This is a genomic window from Tardiphaga sp. OK246 (genome assembly GCF_900188215.1).
Taxonomy (GTDB): Bacteria; Pseudomonadota; Alphaproteobacteria; order Rhizobiales; family Xanthobacteraceae; genus Tardiphaga; species Tardiphaga robiniae.
The window spans coordinates 1,415,964-1,440,187 of record NZ_FZOX01000001.1 but is presented as its reverse complement, the minus strand read 5'-3'; the positions used below and the strand labels follow the sequence as shown (position 1 = coordinate 1,440,187).

Here is a 24,224-nt window from a genome sequence, read left to right as displayed (position 1 = left end):
GCTAGGGCTTTGTCATCGTCGGCGGACGCACGAACTTCCGCATCGACCTGCGCAATACATCTGACAAAATTGGACAAATTGTCTACGAGTCCGACGGCGAACGCCAATGTGGGCAGATGGACAGCCTTTTCAAGACGTTGCCGAATCCGGGCGGCCAACTAACAAAGACCTCGCGCAGTTTCGCCCGCGCGCTCTGCATGATAGAACACGTCCAGACTACACATGGACGGATGCAGATGTTCGAAGGCTTTGACCCTGTCATACTAGCCCGAGCGCAATTTGCGTTCACGATGTCATTTCACATCATCTTTCCCGCATTCTCCATCGGGCTAGCGAGCTATCTCGCGGTGCTCGAAGCGCTCTGGCTGTGGACCGGACGCGAGGTCTTCCTCAACCTGTTCAATTACTGGCTCAAGATCTTCGCCGTGGCCTTCGGCATGGGCGTGGTCTCGGGCATCGTGATGTCCTACCAGTTCGGCACCAATTGGTCGGCCTTCTCCGACAAGGCAGGACCGATCATCGGCCCGCTGATGGCCTATGAAGTCCTCACCGCCTTCTTCCTTGAGGCTGGCTTTCTCGGCGTCATGCTGTTCGGACTGAAGCGCGTCGGTCCAAGGCTGCATTTCTTCGCTACGCTGATGGTCGCGATCGGCACGTTGTTTTCGGCGTTCTGGATTCTCTCGGCGAATTCCTGGATGCAGACGCCGGCCGGCTACAGCATCAATGCTGCCGGCCAGTTCGTTGCGGCCGACTGGTGGAAGGTGATTTTCAATCCGTCCTTCCCGTATCGTCTCGTGCATATGGTGCTGGCGGCCTATCTCACCACGGCTTTCGTGGTAGGCGCGGTCGGCGCCTGGCATCTGCTCAAGGATACGCGCCTGCCCGGCCCGCGCGTGATGTTTTCCATGGCGATGTGGATGGCGACGCTGGTCGCGCCGCTGCAGATCCTCGCCGGCGATCAGCACGGCCTCAACACGCTCGAGCACCAGCCAACCAAGATCATGGCCATGGAAGGCCATTTCGAAAGCCATCCCCATGGCGCACCGCTAATCCTGTTTGGCATCCCGAGTCAGGCCGAAGGCAAAGTGAACTACGCCATTGAAATCCCCAAGCTCGGATCGCTGATCCTGAAGCACGATCTGATCGCGCCGATGGCCGGGCTTGATACTGTTCCGCGCGAAAACTGGCCGCCGGTGCCGGTGACCTTCTGGTCGTTCCGTATCATGGTTGGCATCGGATTCCTGATGCTGGGGCTGGGACTGCTGAGCCTCTTCATGCGCTTCCGCGGCAAGTTCTATGAGTCGCGTTTGCTTCACAGCTTTGCGCTCGCGATGGGCCCGGCGGGATTCATCGCCGTGCTGGCCGGCTGGGTGACGACCGAAACGGGGCGGCAGCCGTTCACGGTGTTCGGCCTGCTGCGGACCAGCGATTCGGTTTCGCCGCTGGCGGCGCCAGCCGTTGCGTCGTCGCTGATCGCCTTCGCCATCGTCTATTTCCTGGTCTTCGCCGCCGGCACGATCTATCTGCTCCGGCTCATGGCCGTGCCGCCCCATCATGATGAGCAAGGCCCGGCCGGCACTGTCCCGAGTCGCGCGGCGGGCATTACCCCGGCTGTGGGTGCAACCGCATCGGGGCGTGCATCATGATCGATATCGCGGTCGTCTGGGCCTTCATCATCGCCTTTGCCGTCTTCGTCTATGTCGTGATGGACGGCTTCGATCTCGGCCTCGGCATGCTGTTTCCACTCTTCCCGAAGAAGGAAGACCGTGACGTCATGATGAACTCGGTCGCCCCGGTCTGGGACGGCAACGAGACCTGGCTGGTGCTCGGCGGCGGAGGGCTGATGGCGGCGTTTCCGCTGGCCTATGCGGTGCTGATGCCGGCGCTCTATACGCCGATGATTGTGATGCTGCTCGGCCTCGTGTTTCGCGGCGTCGCTTTCGAATTCCGCTGGCGCACCACGCGCGAGCGAAATCTGTGGGACATTGCCTTTGCGGGCGGATCGCTGATGGCCACGCTGGCGCAGGGTGTGGCGCTAGGCGCGATCCTGCAAGGCATCGTCGTCAATGGTCGCCACTATGGCGGCGGCTGGTGGGACTGGTTGACACCGTTCAGCGTCCTGACCGGACTCGCACTGATGGCCGGCTACGGTCTGCTCGGCGCCACCTGGCTCGTGCTGAAGACCGAAGGCGCGTTGCGCGATCAGGCCTATCGGCTGAGCTGGTGGCTGCTATTCGCCATGCTCGCCGCCATCGGCCTCGTCAGCATCGCGACGCCATTTCTGGATGCCGAATATGCGCGGCGCTGGTTCGCCTGGCCCAACATCATCCTGACGGCGCCGGTGCCGATTGCAGTTGCTGCCATCACAGCGCTCTTGATGCGAAGCCTCGCGGCCAAACAGGATTACCGGCCGTTCTTCCTGTCGCTGGCGCTGTTCGCATTGTCCTATGCCGGATTGGGCATCAGCATGTGGCCTTATATCGTGCCGCGCAGCATCACCATCTGGCAGGCCGCGTCCCCCGACAACAGCCTGCATTTCATGAGCTATGGTGTCGCCGTGCTGGTTCCCATCATCCTCGGCTACACCGCCTGGGCCTATTACGTGTTTCGCGGCAAGGTTCGCGCCGGCGCGGGCTATCACTGATGACACCTGCGTCGCAGCAAAAGCCCGGCTCTTTGGGCAAGCGCCCGCTGATGCAGCGCCTGTTGTGGTTTGTTGCGCTGTGGCTGGGCGGCGTCGCCAGTGTGACCCTCGTCAGCTACGTGCTGCGACTGTGGATCGCACCGAAATAGACGCGGTGACCTTTAATCAAATCGTCACCCGCGGACGGCAAATATGCCGGCGACTCACGACGTCCGCGCGCGGACCGTCGCCATGCCCGCTGATTTCATGGTTCCCGTGATTTGGCTGGGATGATACAGAATATCAGACGCGAAACCGGAGATGCCTGCGATGATCAACATCCGCCGCCTGCTTGGCTTTCAGCTCGTCGCCGCAGCCAGCCTGATGTTGTCGATCACGCAAGGCCTCGCCCAGCAACCGCGCCCGGATGTCGGCGACGAGCCCGGGCTGATTGCCGACGACTCCGTTCAGCTTGAACCGGAATTCCAGAAGCAGATGGTGCTGTACCGCACCACCGAGGCACCGGGCACCATCATCATCGCGACCTCAGAGCGCCATCTCTATGTGGTGCAGGGCAATGGTCGCGCGCTGCGTTACGGCATCGGCGTCGGCCGCGACGGCTTCCAGTGGCAGGGCCTCTTGAAGATCTCGCGCAAGGCGGAATGGCCGGACTGGACGCCGCCGCCGGAAATGATCGCGCGTCAGCCCTATCTGCCGCGCTTTATGGCCGGCGGCCCCGGCAATCCGCTCGGCGCCCGCGCGCTCTATCTCGGCGCCACCGTCTATCGCATCCACGGCACCAACCGGCCCGACACCATCGGCACCGCCGTATCGTCCGGCTGCTTCCGGCTGGTCAATGCGGATGTCGCCGACCTCTATGAGAGGATCCCGGTGGGCACCAAGGTCATCGTGCGCCAGAAGCCTGAAATCTGATCTGCGCCTCGCCGCGCAGCTCTTCGATCCAGTTTTTCTCTGACATATTTTTCTCTGACGACGGGGCGGACTTCGCATGGGGATGAAGCGGACTTTCACGACCGGGCTGGCCATCGGCCTGGTGGTTGCCACTGCAGTGGCTGCGGCTGCGATCACCTATGAGCGCTACGACACCAAGACGCTGAAGCGCACCGTCAAACGTGATGCTGTACTCTGCGGCGTCAATACCGGCCTGCCCGGCTTCTCGTCCCCGGATGCGCAGGGCACCTGGACCGGCTTCGACGTCGACTTCTGCCGCGCCGTTGCCGCCGCGATCTTCAACGATCCGAAGAAGGTGACCTTCGTTCCGCTCGACGCGTCAGACCGCTTCAAGGAGCTGCAGAGCCGCAAGGTCGATATCCTGTCGCGCAATTCCACCTGGAGCATGTCGCGCGAAACCAATTACGATCTCTATTTCCCGGCCGTCTCCTATTATGACGGCCAGGGCTTCATGGTGCCGAAGTCCCGCAAGATCGATTCCGCGCTGGAACTCGATGGCAGCAAGGTCTGCGTCCAGGACGGCACCACGACGGTGCTGAATCTCGCGGACTACTTCCGCAGCAACAACATCAAATATACCGAAGTGAAGTTTCCAAAGCTGGACGAAGTCCTCAAGGCCTATAATTCCGGCCAGTGCGACACCTTCACGGCGGACGCCTCGCAGCTCTATGCGCTGCGCCTGACCATGGGCAAGCCCGACGATCACCTGATCCTGCCTGACGTCATCTCCAAGGAGCCGCTGGCCCCCGTGGTGCGCCAGCGTGACGACGACTGGATGATGATCGTGAAGTGGACGCTCTATGCGATGATCAATGCCGAAGAGCTTGGCATCACCTCGAAGAACATCGACGAAGCCCTGAAGTCCAAGAAGCCCGACGTGATGCGTCTGGTCGGCACCGAAGGCGCTTATGGCGAAGACCTCAGCCTCTCGAAGGACTGGGCCGCCCGCATCATCCGCCATGTCGGCAATTACGGCGAAGTCTATGACCGCAATATCGGCGAAGGCTCGAAGCTGAAGATTCCGCGCGGGTTGAACCAGATCTGGAACGCCGGCGGCATTCAATATGCGCCGCCGATTAGGTAGGCTGCTTCTTTCTAACCTCTCCCCGCTTTTGCGGGGAGAGGTCGACCCGGCAGAGCGCAGCGACGCCGGGGCGGGTGAGGGGCATGGCACAGGGCCGGCGCCAATCTCACACTCTCGAAGCAAAGAATTCCACGGGAAGCTTCGGCGCCCATCATCGGAGCGATCCGATGAACTGCCGATGAGGCGCGCGCCTGCCATGCCCCTCACCCGGCGCTACGCGCCGACCTCTCCCCGCAAAGCGCGGGGAGAGTTTAAGAGAGCCCCTCAATAATTCTTCAGCCGCGCCAGTTGGTCCGCGTGATAATTGCTGTCCCCCAGCAATTCCTGGCAGACCCGCGCGCGCTTCATGAAGAAGCCGATGTCGAACTGGTCGGTCATGCCCATGCCGCCATGCATCTGCACGCCTTCCTGCACCGCGAGCGTCGCCGTGGTGCCGGCCTTGGCCTTGGCGACGGCAATCGCAGCCGGCGCCGTCGGCGCGCCGTCGTCGATCAGTTGCAGCGCCTTCAGCACGGCCGCGCGGGTGACTTCGATCTCGGTATAGAGATGCGCGGCGCGATGCTGCAGCGCCTGGAATTCACCGATCAGTTTGCCGAACTGCTTGCGCTCCTTGAGATAGGTCACGGTGCGGCCGAACACTTCGTCTGACAGGCCGACCATCTCCGCCGCGACGGCGCCGCGGCCGATATTCAGCACGCTGTCCAGCAATGCGCCGCCCTGATCGACATCGCCAAGCACGCTGTCGGCAGTCACTTCGACATTCTCGAACGTGATCCGCGCTGCATTGTGCGAATCCACCATAGCGGTGCGCTCGAGCGCGATACCCTTGGCCTTCGGATCGACCAGAAACAGCGTGAGGCCGTCCCGCTCACCCGGCGCGCCTGCACTGCGCGCTGCGACGATCAGGAGATCGGCGGTGTGACCATCGACGACAAATGCCTTCGCGCCATTCAGCTTGAAGCCATTGCCGGAGCGTGCGGCCTTCATCGCCGTCTGCAGCGGGCGATGCTTCGCGCCTTCATCGATGGCCAGTGCCGCCAGCAGCGTGCCACTGGCGATCTTCGACAGATATTCCGACTTCTGCGCGTCGCTGCCCCGATTCAGCGCCGAGACGCCCAGCACAGTCGTGGAGAAGAATGGCGACGGCATCAGTGTGCGGCCAATCTCTTCCATCACGACGCCGGCTTCGACGGCGCCGAGCCCGCTGCCGCCGAACGCTTCCGGCACCAGCAATCCGGCAAATCCCATCTCGGAAAACGCGCGCCAATAGTCGCGCGAGAACCCGGTCGCATCCTTGCTATCGCGGAGCTGCCGGAAATGACTGACCGGCGCCTTGTCGCCGATAAAGCCGCGGGCACTATCGCGCAGCATGGTCTGTTCTTCGTTGAGGAGGAGAGGCATGGGTGTGATCCAATGATGAGGCGGTCTGGCGACCAAATTGATCCTAGCTCAGTCCTCATGGTGAGGAGGCGCGAAGCGCCGTCTCGAACCATGAGATGGAGTGCACCACCATCCTTCGAGACGCGGCCTTCGGCCACTCCTCAGGATGAGGGCAGAGTGAAATTCACGCCCCCGGCAAATCCAGAATGCGCTTGGCGACGATCCCCAGCATCACTTCGCTGGTGCCGCCTTCGATCGAATTCGCCTTGGTGCGCAGCCACGCACGCGGACGTGCGCCTTCATGCGAGCGCTGGCTTTCCCATTCCAGTGCATCGATGCCGCCCGATGACATCAGGATTTCATGGCGGCGCTTGTTGAGTTCGGTGCCGTAATATTTCATCGCCGACGAAAACGCCGGATGCGCCTGCCCCGCTTTCGCCAGATCGACGGCGCGCTCGGCCGCACAGGCCAGGGCGGCCTCGTCGACTTCGAAACTTGCGATCTGCCCGCGCAGCATCGCGTCGTCGAGACGGCCCTGCGCATCAGCCCCGATGGAGTCGGCAGCGACCTGGCCAAGCGGTCGGCCAGCGCCGCGCTCGCCCATGCCAGAGATCATCGCACGCTCATGCTGCAGCAGATATTTCGCCACGTCCCAGCCGCGATCGACAGTGCCGAGCACATGTGACTTCGGCACGCGGACGCTATCGAAGAAAGTTTCGCAGAAGGGCGACTTGCCGGAGATCAGCAGGATCGGCTTGGTCGAGACACCTTTCGACGTCATATCGAACAGGATGAAGCTGATGCCGTCATGCTTCTTGCCGGACGCGTCGGTACGCACCAGGCAGAAGATCCAGTCGGCATAGTTCGCATAAGACGTCCAGATCTTCTGGCCGGTGATGAGATAGTCATCGCCGTCGCTCTCAGCGCGCGTTTGCAACGAGGCCAGATCGGATCCGGCATTGGGTTCGGAATAACCCTGGCACCAGCGGATCAGGCCCGCAGCGATCTTCGGCAGATGCTCCTGCTTCTGGGCGTCGGTGCCATATTTCAGCAGCGCCGGCCCGAGCATGGAAATGCCGAACGACACCAGCGGCAGACGCGCCGAGATCGCCGCCATCTCCTGCCGCAGGACCTTGGTCTGCTCGCCGTCGAGACCCCCGCCGCCATATTCCTTTGGCCAATGCGGCACGGTCCAGCCCTTGTCGCGCATCCGTTCGAACCAGATCCGCTGCGGCTCGGATGAATATTTCGCGTTACGTCCGCCCCAGAATGTATCCTCGTCCGAGCTCATCGGCCTCCGCATCTCTGGCGGGCAATTGGCCTCAAGCCAGGCGCGCGTCTCGCTGCGAAATTGATCGAGATCCGACATCAGCGTTTCCATCCGTTTTGTGCGCGGGATGCCGAGCATCCGCAATGTTGTTGGGCGAAGCTTACTCGCCACTTCGTGGAATTCAATGGCCTGCTGCAAAGCGGAAGTAGTCAGGCTCGCCATTCCGGTGTATCGCCAAAGGACAACGAGCAAAAACGCGCGAGGAAACAACATGCGTCTCAAGTGGCTTTCGCCTGGCGAAATGTCTCCCGACCAGAAGTCCATCTATGACGAGTCGATCGCCAGCAAGCGCGGACGCCCGCCGGAGCCGATGATGGCCTGGCTCGCCAGCCCGAACATGGCCCGGCACGCGACCCGCCTCGGCGCGTTTCTGCGCTACGACACCACGCTGACGCCGGCGCATGCCGAGCTGGCGATCCTCGTCACCGCACGGCACTGGACCGCGCATTTCGAATGGTATGCGCACAAGAAGATGGCGCTCGATGGCGGCCTCGATCCCGCCATCATCGAAGACATCAAGAACCGTCGTACGCCGAGCTTCAGCGAGAAGAAGGCGCGGGTGATCTATGACGTCGCCAGGTCGCTGCACGAGGCGCAGGGCCTGTCCAAGCCGCTCTATGACGAAGCCACCGAGACGCTGGGTGCACAGGGCCTCGTCGAGATCATCGGGCTGTGCGGCTACTACACCATGGTCTCGATGACACTGAACACCTACGAATTCGGCCTGCCGGACGGGCTGGTCTCGGAGCTTGCGTAGGCGATGCTCCCTCGGATGGGCACAGCGCGGCGAGACCTATCAATCCAATTCCCGGAAACGATGGGTTTCGCGAAGACGCTCTACCGATCCTGCGATCGCGTGACTAGATCGTCCTGAGCGTCACACCATTCAGGAGCTTCGACATGCCCGACCCCACCACGCCGATCCCCGCAGGCACACGGATCGGGCATGTTCACCTGAAGGTTGCCGATCTTGATCGCGCGCTCGGCTTTTACCGCGACGTCCTCGGTTTTCAGGTCAAGCAGCGCTATGGCGATCAGGCCGTTTTCATCGCCGCCGGCGATTACCATCACCACATCGGCCTGAATACCTGGGAGAGCAAAGGCGGCCAGCCGCCGGCGCCCGGCACCACAGGCCTTTTCCATACCGCGATCCTGTATCCGACCCGCACCGCATTGGCCGACGCACTGCACCGCGTGCTCTCGGCCGGCATACAGCTTGACGGCGCCAGCGACCACGGCGTCAGCGAGGCGCTGTATCTGCGCGACCCCGACCAGAACGGCGTCGAACTATATTGGGATCGCCCGGAGGCAGACTGGCCACGGAATGGCGATGGCGGCATCGCGATGTTTACCAGGCGGCTGGATGTTGAGGAGCTGCTGAAGCAGCGGCAGACATAAACTCAGTCCTCATCCTGAGGAGCCGCGCCCCTTCGCGCGGCGTCTCGAAGGATGTGCCAAGCAGCTCATGGTTCGAAACGGCGCTACGCGCCTCCTCACCATGAGGTTAGAGCTTTGCTCTTCCGCCCCCGCACCATGATCAACACTGCCGCGGCCACCTGCAACGCCATGCAGACATAAAACGGCACGGCGTAACTGCCCGAAAGATCGCGCAGCCAGCCGACGATGCCCGGACCGAAAGCGTAAGTGACCTGCGTCGCCGCAGTGATCAGGCTGACCAGCACCCCGAACGAGCGTGCGGCAAATTCGCGCTGCACGATCAGCGCTGGCAGCGTGATCAGATTTCCAACCGAAAAGCCGAACAACGCGCAGGCAAAGAACACCAGCGCCTCATTGCGCGAATTGATAATTATCGCAAGCGCCGTCGCCTGACTGAGAAACGACAGCGCCGATGCAAGTCGCTGATTGAGCCGGTCGATCACTGTCGAGAACAATACGCGGCCAACCACCGCCATCAGTGTCAGCAGCGATACCGCGGCCGCCGCGCGCTCGCGGCCGATCACCGGATCGAGAAACGAGATCAGGTGCACGATGAAGCCGACTTGCGCGAACAATCCGAACGCGAAGGCAATAGTGAGCGTCAGGAACGCCACGTCGCGCATCGCCTCCGCGCGAATGCGTGTCGACGATGGCGCGCTGGCCGTAGCGGCAACACCGTCCGGTGTGGCGGATGCTGCGCGATGCGGCGGATGGCCGACGAAGATGATGATCACCGGGACGAGCAGCACAAGCATCGCGATCGCTGCTGCGATAGTCGCGCCGCCAAAGCCGAAGGCATTGCTCGCCGCGACCAGTAAAGGCACGCCGACGATGCCGCCGAAACTCGCGCCATTCAGCGCAAGGCTGATGGCCATACCGCGCTTCTTGTCGAACCACAGACCGAGCGTGTTGGTGATGGCGCCGAGACTGGTGCCGGCCCACCCGAATGCGAGCAGCACATTCACCGCATAGAGCTGCCAGGGCGACGTGATTTGTCCGAGCAGGATGGTGGCGAAAGCCATCACGCCGACGCCGGCCAGCAAACAGTTGCGCGGCCCGAGCGCACGCATTGCTTCACTCACGAACGCGACCAGCAACGCGCCGACGAGATAGAAAAACGTGGTGGCGGTTGCGATGGTCGAGGCCGGCCAGCCATGCACGCGCTGAAGTTCCGCGAGATAGACGCTCTGGCCATAGAAGCCGAGCGCCCAGCCGAATGTCGCGAGCAGGAGACAAACACCGACGATACGCCAGCCGTCGTAACGAGCGGATGTCTCGTCATTTACCTCGGGCTTCTTCGGCCCAGTCGGAGTCGCGTCCATTCCGGATCTGCTTTCATTACGTTTCGTCCATCATGCTGCTCTGCGACAACACGCCGCGCTGATGTACCACCGTGATTAGAATTAACCACCCGTTTTACGGGCCAAAACGCTTTTGGATTAACTTCACAATCAGGCCATTCAAATCTTCACACCCTTGGCAGCTGCATTCGGCAGCGCCATATGGTATCGTATTGGATATGGAGGATTTTGAACCGTGAATGCGCTCGCCGAAGTGACTGAACAGACCGACCGCTCGCTCCTGATCGTGGAGGACGACAAGCCGTTTCTGGAGCGTCTTTCGCGTGCAATGGAAACGCGCGGCTTCACGGTCACATCCTGCGACTCCGTTTCCGAAGGTCTCGCCCAGATCAGCAAATCAGCGCCTGCTTTTGCCGTGGTCGATCTTCGCCTCGGTGACGGCAACGGCCTCGATGTCGTGTCCGCGCTGAAGCAGCAGCGTCCCGATGCGCGCGCCATCGTGCTCACCGGCTATGGCAACATCGCCACCGCCGTGACCGCAGTGAAGATGGGCGCTGTCGACTATCTGTCGAAGCCGGCCGATGCCGACGATGTCGTTGCGGCGCTGCTTGCGATCGACAATGATAAGTCCGAACTGCCGAACAACCCGATGTCGGCCGACCGCGTGCGCTGGGAGCACATCCAGCGCATCTATGAGATGTGCAACCGCAACGTCTCGGAGACCGCTCGTCGGCTGAACATGCATCGCCGTACGCTGCAGCGCATTCTCGCCAAGCGCGCGCCGCGCTGAGCCTTCTTTAAAAGCTAGATTTCGTTCGGCCAGGCTGCATGACCTTGAGGGTCGTGCAGCCTGTTCAGTCTGTGCGCCGCGGTCATCGCGAAGCGCAGCATCATGCCCTTGCGCGTCGGCGCCGGCAGCCGGTGCTCCGGTGCATCGCAATGAACATGCGCGCCATAGGCATCCGCCACGATCAGGCCTGTGTCAGCGGGAAAAATCTCGCACGGCAGATCCTGCGTGAAGGCGAAGAACAGCCGGTCGCAATGCGCGCGATACTCGGGCCATTTCTGATCAGCCCGCAGATCCTCGATCGATGACTTGATCTCGACGATCCAGACATCGCCGCGTTCGTTCAGCGCAACCAGATCCGCACGCCGTCCGGATGGCAGCGGCAATTCGCTGACGCATGAGAATCCCAGCGACCGCAGCAGCCTTGTGGTTCCGCGCGCAATGGCCAACGCCGTCTCCGACTGGCGGCGATCGAAAATCAGCGCGGGGGTGTGAACGGCATTCGATTCCATGGCGACAAACTTAGCCGATTTCGGCGGGGCCGCCCATCACGTCTCCCGCCGGTCTGCCGCACGCTTGTCGCAAGCCGGACGCAAGTTTTCCGCAAGCGACGACGTGCGCCGAAAATCATTGCTGCAGCCCGGATTACGGAGACATCTCATGAGCTTAGCCCATCTCGGTCGCGTCGTTCTGCTCGCGGCTGCCGCAACTTTGCCGCAAGCGATTTTCGCCGGTTCCGCACAGGCCAAGCCGACCGTCGAAGTCGCCTTCGTGCTCGACACTACCGGTTCCATGAGCGGCCTGATTGAGGGCGCCAAGCGCAAGATCTGGTCGATCGCGACCACCATCCTCGACAGTAATCCCGACGCCGACATCCGCATGGGCCTCGTCGCCTATCGCGACATCGGCGACGACTACGTGACCAAGACCTTCGACCTCACCACCGACATCCAGGATCTCTATGGCAACCTGCTGCAGGTCCGGGCGCAGGGTGGCGGCGACTGGCCGGAAAGCGTCAACGAGGCGCTCGATGTCGCCGTCAACAAGCTGCAATGGACCAAGGGTAACGATGTCAGGCGTATCGTCTTCCTGGTCGGCGACGCACCGCCGCATATGGATTATCAGCAGGACACGAAATACACGACCACGCTCGAAGTCGCGAAGCAGAAGGACATCATCGTCAACGCTGTTCTGGCAGGCGCTGCCCGCGATACGGAGAAGGTCTGGCGCGACGTTGCCCAGCGCGGCGACGGCCGTTTCATCGCAATCCCGCAGGATGGCGGCCAGATCGTCATCATCGAGACACCCTATGACGAAGAGATCATCATCCTGCAGAACGACATCAACAAGACGGTGATCCCCTACGGCCCCCGCGCGCTGCAGAAGCACACCGAGAACAAGACACGACAGCTCTCGGAAGTCGCAGCGGCGGCGCCCGCCTCGGCAACGGATATGGCGAGCTACATCAACAAGCGCGCGAAAGTGTCGTCGGAAGCCGTCACCGGCGGCGGCGACCTCGTCAGCGACGTGTCCGCCGGCAAGCAGAAACTCGACAGCGTGAAGGAAGATGAATTGCCTGAGGCCATTCGCAAATTGTCACCGCAGCAGCGCGCCGATGAACTCGGCAAGCAGATGAAGGATCGCAAGGCGCTGAACGACAAGCTGACCGCGCTGGTGGCCAAGCGCGATGCCTACCTCATGACCCAGCGCGACAAGGCGCCGGCCAAGGCGTCGTCCTTCGATCGCGAGGTGGAGGCGACGTTGAAGGTGCAGTTGAAGAAGTAGAACGCGGTCGTCCTTTCCCTCCCCCCTCCCCAGCGCAGCGAAGCTGCGCGCCGTGGGAGAGGGTGCCTGAGCGAAGCGAAGGCGGGAGAGGGCCTTGAGCGAGCGCCCCCTCTCCCGTCTCGAACCGCTCTGCGGTTCGATCCACCCTCTCCCACCCGTCGCGGCTGCGCCGCGCCCGGGGGAGAGGGGAAGAAAGAAGCCGCCCAAATTCCCCCTTTTCTCGCCCGCAAAAATCAGCATTGTGGCGCGATGACAGATGAAACCAAACATAAAGCCCAGGCCGGGGGCACCATCATTCCGGTGACCCTGTTTCAGCAGAACTGCATGTTGCTGTGGGATGAGGCCACGCGGCAGGCCGTGGTGATCGATCCCGGCGGCGACGTGCCACTGATCCTGGACGCCATTGCCAAGGCCAATGTGAAGGTCGAACAGATCTGGCTGACCCATGGCCATATCGACCATGTCGGCGGTGCCGACGAGCTGCGCGAAACGCTGAAGGTCGAAATCATCGGCCCGCATGTCGCCGATACGTTCCTGCTCGAACACGTCGAGGACAGCGGCGCAAAATACGGCATGACGGGCACCCGCAACTTCATGCCTGACCGCTGGCTCAATGAAGGCGACACCGTCAGCGTCGGCGGTCTGACCTTCGACGTATTGCACTGCCCCGGTCATTCGCCCGGGAGCGTCGTGTATTACAGCAAGGCGATGAAATTCGCCCATGTCGGCGACGTGCTGTTCGCAGGCTCCATCGGACGGACCGACTTCCCCGGCGGCAGCCATGAGACATTGATTAATTCGATTACGACCAAGCTGATCCCGCTCGGCGACGATGTCGGGTTCATCTGCGGTCATGGCCCCGGCTCCAGCATCGGCCAGGAGCGCATGACCAACCCGTTCCTCACCGGCGAGGCGTAATCCCGCCATGAGTGACGACAGGGCCTCCGGGGAGCAAGGAGCGCTTTCCAAGCACATCCTGCCGAGCTCCGGAACGATGATCGGCGTCTGCGCGACGCTGATCGGACTGGTCAAGATCATGGAGCCGCAGATCGGCCCCAGCCGGGTCGATGAATATTCGGCCATCGCCTCGCTGTTCTTCCTCGCCAGCGCGGTCGCGTCCTACACATCGATGCGGAAGTCGCAAAACCGCCAACTCAGCGAGCGCTGCGAGTCGATTGCCGATCAGTGCTTTCTGGGAGGCCTCGTCGCGATCACGGTAATCATCCTGTTTTTCGCCTACGAAGTCATCTAGCCGGATTAGTGGGCTCGAGCGGGATCGGCCCAGTCTTCGATCTGCGATGCCGCAATGGTACGCTTGGGTTGATATGGATTGAGTGTGCCGGCTGTTGCGGTCCAGCCTTTGGCCAGGATTTCCCGGGCGAACAGTTTTGCATCGATTTCGGATTTGAAGGTCCTGGTCGTACGCACACCGTTTGTCGCGCGGGTGTCGGACTTCACGGATTTGTCGGGGCCAAACGCCACATACCAGATATCGGGCTTCGTCATCATGGTGTAGTAACGCGAATTGTGACGAAAAGTTGCACCTCGTGTGGCATGTGCGGCGCCAATTTTGATTAGCGCTTGGTCGTATGCCGCGGCTCGACAATATCCGATACCAGGCCGAGCTTCTCCAGCAGGCGGATCGTCAGATAGGTGGTATCGAACTCCCACCAGCGATGGCCATGGCGCGCGGAGCGCTGATCGGCGTGATGGTTGTTATGCCAGCCCTCGCCATGGGCGAGGTAGCCAATGAACAGATTATTGCGACTGTCCTCATCGGTCGCGTAGTTGCGATAGCCCCAGATGTGGGTGACCGAGTTGACCGCCCAAGTCTGATGCCAGACGAAGACGGTTCGCACGAAGACCGCCCAGATGACGATGCTCAGAGCGAACTGCACGGCCTCGGCCCATGAGCCGCCCCACAGCAGTTTGCCGGCCAGGCCCGCAAAGAAGAAGACGTTGATCTGGATGAGCAGGATCTTCAGCTGCCAGAAATTACGTTCCAGCGCGACATAGAACGGATCGCGCAGGACGTCCTTGGCATATCGTTCATAGATGCCGAGGCGGGACAGGTCCGGGTTCTTCACCAGCAGCCAGCCCATATGGCCCCAGAAGAAGCCGGCAAGCGGGCTGTGTGGGTCCGGCTGCTCGTCGGACTTCTCGTGATGACGGCGATGGATGGCAACCCAGCGCGCCGGCGTATCCTCGGCGCAGCAGATCGCCACGACAACGAAAGCGTGCTCCAGCCATTTCGGACACTTGAAACCACGATGCGTCAGCAACCGGTGATAACCGATATTGATGCCGATGAGGCCGAACAACCGCGCTGCGATGACCGCCACGATCACCGCTGTCCAGTTGAAGAACATCGGCATCAGCGCGAGTAGTGCGAGTGCGTGAAAGGTGGCGATGGTGAGCGTGTTGAGCCAGTCGATGCGATAGGGCTGCACGCCGTCCGGCAAAGCGAGACCTGTCTCGGTACGATCGGCAAGGGGAATGTCCAGTGCGATGGCAGGGGCGATCTGATCGCGATTGCTGGTGGCCATCGTTCTCCGCATCCGGGCGATTGATCGCCGCGTGGTGCTCGTGTGATTCCCCGGCACTTCTCTACGCGAGAACATCGGCGCTGACTACAGATACGCCGCAGGCCATAGATGGAACAAAACGGGCCGCCTGAAGGCGGCCCGTTCGAAAAGTCATTTATTGATCGGCTTAATCGATCACTTCCACGATGCGATGGGTGCGCGGCTCGACGAGAACCGTGCGACCATTGACCACGGTGTAGCGGTATTCACGGGCGGAATTGTATTCTGCCGGAACCTCGTAATAGGTCACGCCGCTCTCAGGCAGCACGGCACCGACACGAACTTCGTTGCTATAGGTGTAGGATGGGCGACGCTGTTCCACGACATAGCTGCGGAACCGCGGACGATCGTCGACACCGAGCACGCCGGCTACGCCGCCGACAACACCACCGATGGTGCCGCCTACGATAGCGCCCACAGGACCAGCTGCGCGCTCGCCATCGCGCGCACCACGCTCAATGCCTCCGGGGACACCCTGAGCCTGAGCAACAGCGGGAAGAGCCATCGTGGCGACGATGGCAGCGGTTCCGAGAAGACGGCGGATCATGATGATCTCCAGCTTTGATTGATTAGTATTGCGCCGATACAAGTGCGCGGCCGCACAATGGTTCCGGCGATTGAACTGTTAGAACCTGCGCATCGAGGCTGAAATATCTGGAGAGATATGGAACCGGAGGGCTACGCCTTTTATTCTGACGCGTTTTCTAGACGCGAACCGGTATCCACTTCGCTTGAAAACGCTTTAGCTCGTGACCATCGCGCGGATGCGTCGCAGGAAATGATCGAGGTCGAACGGCTTGGTGATCATCTCCATCCCAGGCAGCAGAAAGCCTTTCGCCATAACGACGCTTTCGGAATAACCGGTGATGAACAGGATCTTCAAGTCCGGCCGCGCCTCGCGCGCTTGATCGGCAAGCTGACGGCCGTTCATGCCGGGCAGCCCGATATCGGTGACCAGCAGATCGATATTCGGCGTCTCGCGCAGGACCCGCAAGCCCGACGGACCATCAACTGCCTCGAGCACGCGATAGCCTTCGTCCTTCAACATATCGACGATGACAGAGCGCACCACCGGCTCATCCTCGACCACCAGCAGGGTTTCGCCTGCGGCCACATGCTGATCGCCCTTCAGCGGGGCCGCATCCTGTGCGGCAGCGTCTCCCTCATGGCGCGGGAGATACAGTTTCACGGTCGTCCCGATATCGAGCCTGCTGTCGATGCTGACATGTCCATTGGATTGACGCGCGAAGCCGTAGATCATCGATAGGCCAAGGCCCGTGCCCTGCCCGATCGGCTTTGTCGTGAAGAACGGATCGAAGGCGCGCGCCACGACCTCCGGGCTCATGCCGGTTCCGCTGTCGCTGACGCTGATGCAGATATAGTCGCCGGGAGTCAGAGCCGGCGCATTGGCATTGATGGCATCGACACGCACATTCTGTGTCGCGATCTTCAAGTGCCCGCCATCAGGCATCGCGTCGCGCGCATTGATCGCCAGATTGAGCAACGCGCTCTCCAACTGGTTCGGATCGCACAGCGTGCACCATAGATCAGGCGCCGCCACGATATCGAGATCCAGCGTCTCGCCAATGGTCCGGCGCAACAGATCCTCCAGCGAGACGATCAGCCCATTGGCATCGACACTTTTCGGAATCAGCGGCTGCCGCCGCGCGAAGGCCAGCAACCGGTGCGTCAGCGCCGCCGCACGATTGGCCGAGGTCATCGCAGCGTCGATATAGCGCGCGATATTGTCGGTGCGACCCTGACCGAGCCGTGTCTGCATCAAGTCGAGCGAGCCGACGATGCCGGTGAGCAGGTTGTTGAAGTCATGCGCGATGCCGCCGGTGAGCTGACCGACAGCCTCCATTTTCTGCGACTGCCGCAGCGCCTCTTCAGTATTTTTAAGGCGTTCGGCAGCAGCCTTCTCGGCAGTGACATCGCGCGCCACGCAATAGATCTGGTTCTGATCCGGCACCGCCGTCCAGGACAGCCAGCGATAGGAGCCATCCTTGTGGCGAAGGCGATTCTCGAAGCGGATCGTCGGTTCGCCGGCGGCAAGCTTGTCGACCTCGGCCATCGTCCTGGCCTGATCCTCGGGATGCTCGAGCCAGCGCGAGGTCTTGTTGAGCAGCTCGGCCTCGCTCCAGCCGAGCGTGCGCGTCCAGGCCGGATTGACGGTGCGCCAGACGCCATCATGGTCGGAGACCATCAGGAGATCCTGCGACACGCTCCAGATCCGGTCGCGCTCACGCGTCTTGTCGCGCACGCGCTGCTCCAGCGTCTCATTGAGGTCTGCAAGTTTTGCCGCGAGCTGACGCGCCTCATCCTCGCTCTTGCGCAGCGCCTGCTCGGCCAGCACCTGATCGGTGACGTCGGTATGCGCACCGACAAGCCGCAGCGGCTTTCCCGCGTCGTCGCGCTCGATATAGGACCGCACTGAAATCCAGCGGGTCTGGCCATCGCTCGGGCGAATGATGCGATACTGCACAGTATAGTCGCGCACGCCGCTTTTCACCGCGTCGCGAAACTTCTGCTCCGTCGCCTCGCGATCCTCGGGGTGGATGCGACGCACCCAATCTTCGTGCGACTCGTTGGCTGCTTCCGGCGGCAAACCATGAACGATCAGATATTCGGGTGATCGACGATTGCGGAAGCCGGTACGCAGATCGACTTCGAGACCGCCGATCTGGCCGATCTGCTGCACGCGCGCAAGCTCTGCTTCTCGCTCGCGCAAGACAATGGTCGCTTCATGATCCCGGGTAACATCGCGGCAAACCACTAGCACGCCGCCGACGCCGTCATCCAGATCGAGCGGACTGTAGCTGTAGGTCCAATAGCTGTGTTCGAGCTTGCCATTGCGCGTCATGGGGATCAGCTGGTTTTCGTGCCAGGTGGCACCGCCGCCACTCATCACCTGCGCGATCTGCGGGCCGATGATGGGCCAGATTTCGTGCCAGAATTCACGGCCGCGCGCGCCCAGCCCTGCGTGATGCTGTTGTGCATCCATGGTCAGCGCATAGGCGTCATTATAGAACTGGATGAGGTCCGGTCCCCACCAGATGAACATCGGGTGGTTGGTATTCAGAACGATCCGGATCGCGGTGCGCAGACTCTGCGGCCAGGTGTCCGGTGCTCCGATCGGATGCGATGCCCAATCGTAAGCGCGCATCAACGCTCCCATCTCGCCTCCACCGGCGAGAAAGTCGGGCGAATTCGGTCGATGGGCATCCAACATGCGCGGGCAATCGGTACGCAAGACCAGTCTAACGTATCTTGAGAACTTAGCGCCCTGTCAGACCTGGCGCAAATCGGCGCCGATCACGCCCTGTTACTTGTCAGGGTGACTTGATGAGACCGGCAGCCGTGAGGGCACGGGTAATGGCACCGTTGATATCGATAGACCGCCGTCCTGCGGGATCGCGGCGCGCGGCACCTCGATCGCCTGCCGTGCGCGGCTTTTGCGTCACCAATGAGACAACAGCATCCGCCGGCGTCGCGGGTTCCACGGCTGCAGCTTCGACATTGCGGGGTGCAAGCTGCCGGGTAAGGCCGAAGAACTGCGCGATATGATAGGAAGATGAGATGCCGGCTTCGAGCAGGAAGGCACCGGCGGCACCATAGGGCTCGTCCTGTCCGGCAATCGCCAGCGGCGTGCCATGCGCCATGTCGGTGATCGTGAAGGATTCCACGACGGTTTCACCGTCCTTGTTCCACCACACCTCACGCGGATAGCCATCGACATCCACGGCGGACATCGGTGCGGGCGGCAGGCCGTGAAGGTCGAGCCATTGCTTGACGATCTCGCCGGCATTGGCCGGATTGACGGTGCGATCGGCACTACCATGCCAGACGGATACTTTCGGCCACTCACCGGTATGCGGCGATGCCTTGCGCACGAGATTGCCGAGATCGTTCGCGGCACGCGGCGCCGCGCGATACATACCGCTCAGCGCCTCCTGCATGGTGGTGGCGATACCGTAAGGCAGGCCTGCGATGATGGCACCAGCAGCAAAGACATCGGGATAGGTCGCGAGCATCACCGAGGTCATCGCGCCGCCGGCCGACAGACCCGTAACGAAGATGCGCTTGCGATCCACATCGTGGTCCACGGCCATCTGCTCGATCATCTCACGGATCGAGAGCGCTTCGCCGCTATCGCGCGCGATGTCATCGGCATTGAACCAGTTGAAGCAGGTGTTGCCGTTATTGGACGACTTCTGTTCGGGCATCAGCAGCGCGAAACCATAGCGCTCGGCCAGAGCAGACCAGCCGGTGCCGTTGTCATAGCCCGCAGCGTTCTGGGTGCATCCGTGCAGCACGACGACCAATGCCGGATTTGCTGCCAGCGTGGCGGGCACGTAACTGAACATACGGAGGTCGCCGGGATTGCTGCCGAAACCCGTTGATTCGCTGATCGGACTCAAACCTGCCGACGCACGGCCGCGCGCCAACCCCTGCAACGTATTGATTCCGGGCGGTTTCGGGAGATTGCGGAGGAAATCGATATTATCGGCAAGAGACACGGCAGCTCCTAGGTCGTCAGGCTTATACAACAGTACCGACGACATATGGTTGCTGCACTGCAAAATAAAACAAATACGGTTTCAATATACCTATCAACGAAACGAGAGGCGCCACGGACGCTTCCGAAATTACCTATATTGCAAAGGAAGCCCCGCAGGGCCGGCCATAACATGGCCAGGTCATACGGGGCGAGTCGGGGAGAGATGACGAGTTATTGTTTCATCTCGTTCTTCATCATCTTGTCTTTCTTCATGCTGTCCTTGTGCATGGAATCCTTCTTCGCGCTATTTTTCGACATTCCCTGGGTGCCCGTGGCCTTGGTCTCGCCATCCTTCGCCGTCGTGCCGGTGCCCATCTTGGTCGAATCCTGGCCGGACGGGCCGGCCGCCTGGGCAAAGGCTGCGAACGGAGTAGCGCCGATGGCCGTGGCGCAGATCGCAACAAGAATGGTTTTCCGCATGGTCAGCTCCTGTTGAGTGAACGGCCTTCAACGCGACGTGGTTCGAAACGTTCCTGTTCCGTCGGCCGTCAATTACCGGTTCCGCACACGGTTTCGCGATTGACGTCACACCAGACCGACGATGTGCAAAAGCACACCCGCGCCTGCACAAGCCAACAGGATCTGCAGCAAACCAATCCTCAGATAGAAGACCCCAAGCAGCGCCGCGACCGACAGCGCGACAGCCCATCCATTGACGCTCTGCAGAACCGGCATGTCGAAGCTGAGTCCGAGCGTGCGAACAGGTTTCACCTCCCGAAACATCGTGTGGATGGCGAACCATATCGCCAGGTTGAGGATGACGCCGACCACTGCGGCGGTAATCGCCGCCAGCGCGGCGCTCAGCGCGCGGTTGCCACGAAGAGTTTCGACGAACGGCGCCCCGAGGAAAATCCAGAGAAAGCACGGCGCAAAGGTCACCCAGGTCGCGAGCAATCCACCAAGCGTGCCCGCCAGCAGCGGCGGCAACATCCCCGGTGCGCGGAAGGCGGCCATGAAGCCCACGAATTGCAGCACCATGATCAACGGACCAGGCGTGGTTTCGGCCATGCCAAGACCATCGAGCATCTCGCCCGGCTTCAGCCATGCGTAGTGATCGACGGCCTGCTGCGCGACATAAGCGAGAACCGCATAGGCCCCCCCAAAGGTGACCATCGCCATCTTGGAGAAGAAAACGGCAATCTGGCTGAACACGTCATTGCTGCCGAATGCCACGAGCAGCACAGCGACGGGCGTGAGCCACAGCACCAGCCAGACGACCGCAACGGTGAGCGACTGCCGTACACTCGGCCGGGCATGGAGAGGAAGTTGATCTCCGAGCAAACTATCAGCGTCGCCTCCGCCTGATGACCCGTGACCCGCACTCACCGTGAAGGCCGGCAGACCGGCCCGACCGCCGAGGAAGCCAATCGCTGCCGCACCGAAAACGATCACCGGGAACGGCACATCGAGAAAGAAGATCGCGAGGAAGGCGATGGCCGCCAGCGCGCGCATCACGTCGTTCTTCAGCGCGCGGCTACCGACCCGCACCACCGCCTGCAGCACGATCGCGAGCACCGCGGCCTTCAAACCGAAGAACAGCGCCGCGACGAAGCCGACATTGCCGAATGCAGCGTAAATCCAGCTCAGCACCATGATGCAGATCGCACCGGGAAGGATGAACAGCCCGCCGGCCATCAGCCCGCCGGCGGTCCGGTGCATCAGCCAGCCAATATACGTGGCGAGCTGCTGCGCCTCCGGGCCCGGCAACAGCATGCAATAGTTCAGCGCATGCAGAAAACGGCTTTCCGACACCCAGCGCTTCTCGTCGACCAGGATCCGATGCATCACCGCGATCTGCCCGGCCGGACCGCCGAAGGAAAGCAATGCGATCCGCAGCCACACCGAAAACGCCTCGGAGAAGGACACGCCGTGGGTCTGCGGCTCGGGAATGGCCGGTGGTGTGACCGAAGTTGCTTCCGCCATCTCAAGCTTTCGTCTTTGCTGTCGGCCAGTTGTGGGTTTCGGTGCTGGCATCTCGGCACCAGCGATAGAACGCATCGTACAAATTCAGTCCAGCCTCAAGCTGTTCGAGATCGTCGGCATACATCCGCGACAGGCCGAGTGACGCCGCCAGCAGGCCCGGCGCTTCCGGGGCGAGATCGAGCCGTGCTGTATCCGCTGCGCGGACAATGGTAGCCAGCCGCAGCAACGGCGGCGTGGTGAGGCCGAATTCCTCGATCATCACATCGAAGGTACAGAGCTCGCCGCGATGGCTCCAGAACACGCCTTCGATATCGAAGGGCGCAGCATCGAATTTCTCGCCGACTGCCGACACTTCCGACGGCGCAACGAACATGAACAGCGCCGCCGGATCGATGAAACGCCGGATCAGCCAGGGACAGGCAATGCGGTCGATCTTTGGCCGTTCGCGCGTCACCCACAAAGTGCGGCCCTGCGGGTTTTGTGGCGGCAACTTGCCGGTGGGAACGCGCGGCAGGCCCGCACTCTCCCATGCGAGATACCCGCCTTCCAGAACCTCTGCCGGGATACCGGCATCGCGCAGCAGCGCGGCAACGCCGTGACTGAGCTTGAGACCTTTCTGGCAGATCACCATGGCGGACCGACCGCGCAGCGCCGCGACCCAGCCATTCACGTCGCCAAATGGCCGCCGGACCGAACCTGGCAGGAGAAACGGCGACAGGGCGAAATCCTCGTCGGTGCGAACATCGACGAGCGCGGGACATTTCGGCGTCCCGATCAGGCGAACGAGTTTTTCAACGGAAATGCTGTTAATCGATGACATGGCGCGTCCTTGCAGGAATGCGGGACGCGATACTTGGGCATGTCGCCTCGTGGGGAGATCGCTTTGTCCCCATGCCCCAATATCAAGCCATCGCGATTGACCTGTCAAGGCGCGTGCTGGACGATCAAACGCCGTGCTGGAATTCTATACGTTGCCCGCGCGGCGCATCCACAGCAGAAAGCCCGCACTGGCGGCGACCGACAACACGCATAATGCGAGGCTTGCGAGCAGCGCGGTGACTGCCGATGCTGCGGATTGCACCGCGAAATAGACCGCGCCGATCGCAGCAACGCCGGCTGCATTGGCGATTTGTGTCGTGGTGCCGTACATGCCCGAGCCGGCTCCCGCGCTCGACATCTGCACGGTCGACAGCACGGCACTGGACAGCGGTGCCATGACCAGGCCCTGGCCATAACCGAACACGGCAAGCGGCACCGCCAGCAGCAATGCAGACGACGCGTTCGCGGCCAGCACCGTTGCAGCCAGCGCGGCGAGACCGATGACCTGCACCACGCAGCCCTCGATCAGCACCAGCGTGCCACGATGGCGTGACCGCATGCCGCTGTGACGCGATGCGACAACAAAAGCCAGCGCCAGCGGTACGAAAATAAAACCGGCCCGCAGCGGCGGCATGTGCAACGCGTTCTGCATGAACAACGTCATCACGAGGTAGAATGACAGATTGGCGAAGAAGAAAAAGAACACCGCGCACAGCCCGCGCATGAAAGCAGCATCCGCGAGCAACGCCAGATCGATCAGCGGCATGCCACCGCGCAACGCGACACGGCGCTCCAGCCTGACGAAGCCGGCGATCACTGCCGCACCCGTAGCCATCGCCAGCCACACCGACGGCGCCCAATGCAATTCGTGCCCGAACAGCAGCGGGCCGATCAGACCGAGCAGCCCGGCGAACAGCACCAGCGCACCCGGTATATCCAGCCGCGTGTCTGGACGGCGGGGAACGGATGGCATCAGCCGCCAAGCAGCCGCGATGATGACAAGTCCCGCCGGTACATTGACGAAGAACACGGCGCGCCAGCCGAGGCCTGCAAGGTCCATCGTCACCAGCAGACCACCGAGCAGAAAGCCCGCAGCGCCGGCAAGGCCAAGCACGATGCCATAGACGGCGAAGGCGCGCGCGCGGGTTTCATCGACAAACAGCACGTGGATGGTGGCCAGCACCTGCGGCACCATCAGCGCAGCAGTGGCGCCCTGCGCCAGCCGCGCCAGAATCAGCTCCGGTCCGGATTGCGCGAGCCCGCACCACAGCGACGTCAGGGTGAAGCCGAACACGCCGGCGAGAAAGGTGTTCCTGGTGCCGTAGATATCACCGAGCCGACCGCCGGTGATCACCAGCGTCGCGTATCCGATCAGATAGACCGCAATAACGGCCTCGATCTGCGCCGCGCTGGCACGAAGCTCGGCCGCGATGGTTGGGATCGCGACATTGACGATAAAGGCATCGACCCCAAACATGAACTGCGCCGCAACGACGATCGCCAGCACCCACCAGCGGCGCGTGGAGTCGACAGGATTGGCAACGATCTGGTGCATGGTAGCGCCTCGCTCAACGGTTCGGCCTGAAGCAGCCGCCCACTTTGATCCCAGCTTCCAGTCATCGCGTCGATTACCTCGG

The 24,224-nt window shown here is 61.8% G+C and carries 24 protein-coding genes; 11 read left to right on the top strand and 13 right to left on the bottom strand.

Features of this window, described 5'->3' with window-relative positions; all coding sequences use genetic code 11:
• The first annotated feature begins 236 nt into the window (after positions 1-236).
• The 5 genes from CHC01_RS06980 to CHC01_RS06960 all read left to right on the top strand — a co-directional run bounded on the left by CHC01_RS06980 (position 237) and on the right by CHC01_RS06960 (position 4,679).
• Entirely contained in the window at positions 237-1,646 is a 1,410-nt protein-coding gene (locus CHC01_RS06980) for a cytochrome ubiquinol oxidase subunit I (protein ID WP_089263710.1), read from the top strand.
• The gene (cydB, locus tag CHC01_RS06975; RefSeq protein ID WP_089263497.1) at positions 1,643-2,644 is read left to right on the top strand and encodes a cytochrome d ubiquinol oxidase subunit II; all 1,002 of its coding nucleotides are present in this window, start codon (positions 1,643-1,645) and stop codon (positions 2,642-2,644) included. Before CHC01_RS06980 ends, cydB begins: the two co-directional genes overlap by 4 nt.
• On the top strand, positions 2,644-2,793 hold the full coding sequence (locus tag CHC01_RS06970) for a DUF2474 domain-containing protein (RefSeq protein WP_089263496.1): 150 nt from the start codon (positions 2,644-2,646) through the stop codon (positions 2,791-2,793). The genes cydB and CHC01_RS06970 overlap by 1 nt, the downstream gene beginning before the upstream one ends.
• A gap of 160 nt (positions 2,794-2,953) precedes the next feature.
• Complete coding sequence (locus CHC01_RS06965) at positions 2,954-3,556, top strand: L,D-transpeptidase (protein ID WP_089263709.1); 603 nt, start codon at positions 2,954-2,956, stop codon at positions 3,554-3,556.
• 82 nt (positions 3,557-3,638) lie between these two features.
• Positions 3,639-4,679 (top strand): amino acid ABC transporter substrate-binding protein, encoded by a 1,041-nt coding sequence (locus CHC01_RS06960; RefSeq protein WP_089263708.1) that lies wholly within the window; start codon positions 3,639-3,641, stop codon positions 4,677-4,679.
• Between the two features lie 264 nt (positions 4,680-4,943).
• Here the strand turns inward: CHC01_RS06960 and CHC01_RS06955 are convergent, their stop codons facing one another.
• A complete protein-coding gene (locus CHC01_RS06955) occupies positions 4,944-6,080 on the bottom strand; it encodes an acyl-CoA dehydrogenase family protein (RefSeq protein ID WP_089263495.1) in 1,137 nt (378 codons plus the stop codon).
• A gap of 163 nt (positions 6,081-6,243) precedes the next feature.
• Positions 6,244-7,428: an acyl-CoA dehydrogenase family protein gene (locus CHC01_RS06950; RefSeq protein ID WP_089263707.1), complete on the bottom strand. Its 1,185-nt coding sequence runs from the start codon at positions 7,426-7,428 to the stop codon at positions 6,244-6,246.
• 172 nt (positions 7,429-7,600) lie between these two features.
• Here CHC01_RS06950 and CHC01_RS06945 point away from each other — a divergent pair, with 172 nt between their 5' ends.
• Entirely contained in the window at positions 7,601-8,146 is a 546-nt protein-coding gene (locus tag CHC01_RS06945; RefSeq protein ID WP_089263494.1) for a carboxymuconolactone decarboxylase family protein, read from the top strand.
• 143 nt (positions 8,147-8,289) lie between these two features.
• Positions 8,290-8,787 (top strand): VOC family protein, encoded by a 498-nt coding sequence (locus CHC01_RS06940; protein WP_089263493.1) that lies wholly within the window; start codon positions 8,290-8,292, stop codon positions 8,785-8,787.
• Between the two features lie 95 nt (positions 8,788-8,882).
• Here CHC01_RS06940 and CHC01_RS06935 read toward each other — a convergent pair whose 3' ends face one another.
• Positions 8,883-10,148: an MFS transporter gene (locus CHC01_RS06935; protein WP_089263492.1), complete on the bottom strand. Its 1,266-nt coding sequence runs from the start codon at positions 10,146-10,148 to the stop codon at positions 8,883-8,885.
• A gap of 214 nt (positions 10,149-10,362) precedes the next feature.
• Between CHC01_RS06935 and CHC01_RS06930 the strand changes: the two genes are divergently transcribed.
• On the top strand, positions 10,363-10,917 hold the full coding sequence (locus CHC01_RS06930) for an ActR/PrrA/RegA family redox response regulator transcription factor (RefSeq protein WP_089263491.1): 555 nt from the start codon (positions 10,363-10,365) through the stop codon (positions 10,915-10,917).
• A gap of 14 nt (positions 10,918-10,931) precedes the next feature.
• Here CHC01_RS06930 and CHC01_RS06925 read toward each other — a convergent pair whose 3' ends face one another.
• Positions 10,932-11,426, bottom strand: a complete 495-nt coding sequence (locus CHC01_RS06925; RefSeq protein WP_089263490.1) for an MmcB family DNA repair protein — start codon at positions 11,424-11,426, stop codon at positions 10,932-10,934.
• A 148-nt stretch (positions 11,427-11,574) separates the two neighbouring features.
• On the opposite strand from CHC01_RS06925, the gene CHC01_RS06920 reads away from it, so the two are divergent.
• From CHC01_RS06920 to CHC01_RS06910, 3 genes are all read left to right on the top strand, one after another.
• Positions 11,575-12,699, top strand: a complete 1,125-nt coding sequence (locus tag CHC01_RS06920) for a vWA domain-containing protein (protein ID WP_089263489.1) — start codon at positions 11,575-11,577, stop codon at positions 12,697-12,699.
• Between the two features lie 249 nt (positions 12,700-12,948).
• Positions 12,949-13,617, top strand: coding sequence for an MBL fold metallo-hydrolase (locus CHC01_RS06915; protein WP_089263488.1), 669 nt, complete (start codon positions 12,949-12,951; stop codon positions 13,615-13,617).
• 7 nt (positions 13,618-13,624) lie between these two features.
• Positions 13,625-13,951, top strand: coding sequence for a hypothetical protein (locus CHC01_RS06910; protein WP_089263487.1), 327 nt, complete (start codon positions 13,625-13,627; stop codon positions 13,949-13,951).
• A 5-nt stretch (positions 13,952-13,956) separates the two neighbouring features.
• Here the strand turns inward: CHC01_RS06910 and CHC01_RS06905 are convergent, their stop codons facing one another.
• From CHC01_RS06905 to CHC01_RS06865, 9 genes are all read right to left on the bottom strand, one after another.
• The gene (locus CHC01_RS06905) at positions 13,957-14,208 is read right to left on the bottom strand and encodes a hypothetical protein (RefSeq protein ID WP_089263486.1); all 252 of its coding nucleotides are present in this window, start codon (positions 14,206-14,208) and stop codon (positions 13,957-13,959) included.
• A 65-nt stretch (positions 14,209-14,273) separates the two neighbouring features.
• Positions 14,274-15,245: an acyl-CoA desaturase gene (locus tag CHC01_RS06900; RefSeq protein ID WP_244558227.1), complete on the bottom strand. Its 972-nt coding sequence runs from the start codon at positions 15,243-15,245 to the stop codon at positions 14,274-14,276.
• A 166-nt stretch (positions 15,246-15,411) separates the two neighbouring features.
• Entirely contained in the window at positions 15,412-15,831 is a 420-nt protein-coding gene (locus tag CHC01_RS06895; RefSeq protein WP_089263705.1) for a DUF1236 domain-containing protein, read from the bottom strand.
• 195 nt (positions 15,832-16,026) lie between these two features.
• Positions 16,027-18,516: a PAS domain-containing hybrid sensor histidine kinase/response regulator family protein gene (locus CHC01_RS06890; protein WP_089263485.1), complete on the bottom strand. Its 2,490-nt coding sequence runs from the start codon at positions 18,514-18,516 to the stop codon at positions 16,027-16,029.
• 100 nt (positions 18,517-18,616) lie between these two features.
• Positions 18,617-19,804, bottom strand: coding sequence for an extracellular catalytic domain type 1 short-chain-length polyhydroxyalkanoate depolymerase (locus tag CHC01_RS06885; RefSeq protein WP_176454507.1), 1,188 nt, complete (start codon positions 19,802-19,804; stop codon positions 18,617-18,619).
• A gap of 212 nt (positions 19,805-20,016) precedes the next feature.
• On the bottom strand, positions 20,017-20,265 hold the full coding sequence (locus CHC01_RS06880; protein WP_089263483.1) for a hypothetical protein: 249 nt from the start codon (positions 20,263-20,265) through the stop codon (positions 20,017-20,019).
• A 105-nt stretch (positions 20,266-20,370) separates the two neighbouring features.
• Positions 20,371-21,768 (bottom strand): chromate efflux transporter, encoded by a 1,398-nt coding sequence (gene chrA / locus CHC01_RS06875; protein WP_089263482.1) that lies wholly within the window; start codon positions 21,766-21,768, stop codon positions 20,371-20,373.
• 1 nt (position 21,769) lies between these two features.
• Complete coding sequence (locus CHC01_RS06870) at positions 21,770-22,588, bottom strand: chromate resistance protein ChrB domain-containing protein (protein WP_089263481.1); 819 nt, start codon at positions 22,586-22,588, stop codon at positions 21,770-21,772.
• Positions 22,589-22,732: 144 nt separating this feature from the next.
• Positions 22,733-24,142 (bottom strand): MFS transporter, encoded by a 1,410-nt coding sequence (locus CHC01_RS06865; protein WP_089263480.1) that lies wholly within the window; start codon positions 24,140-24,142, stop codon positions 22,733-22,735.
• Positions 24,143-24,224 lie beyond the last annotated feature (82 nt).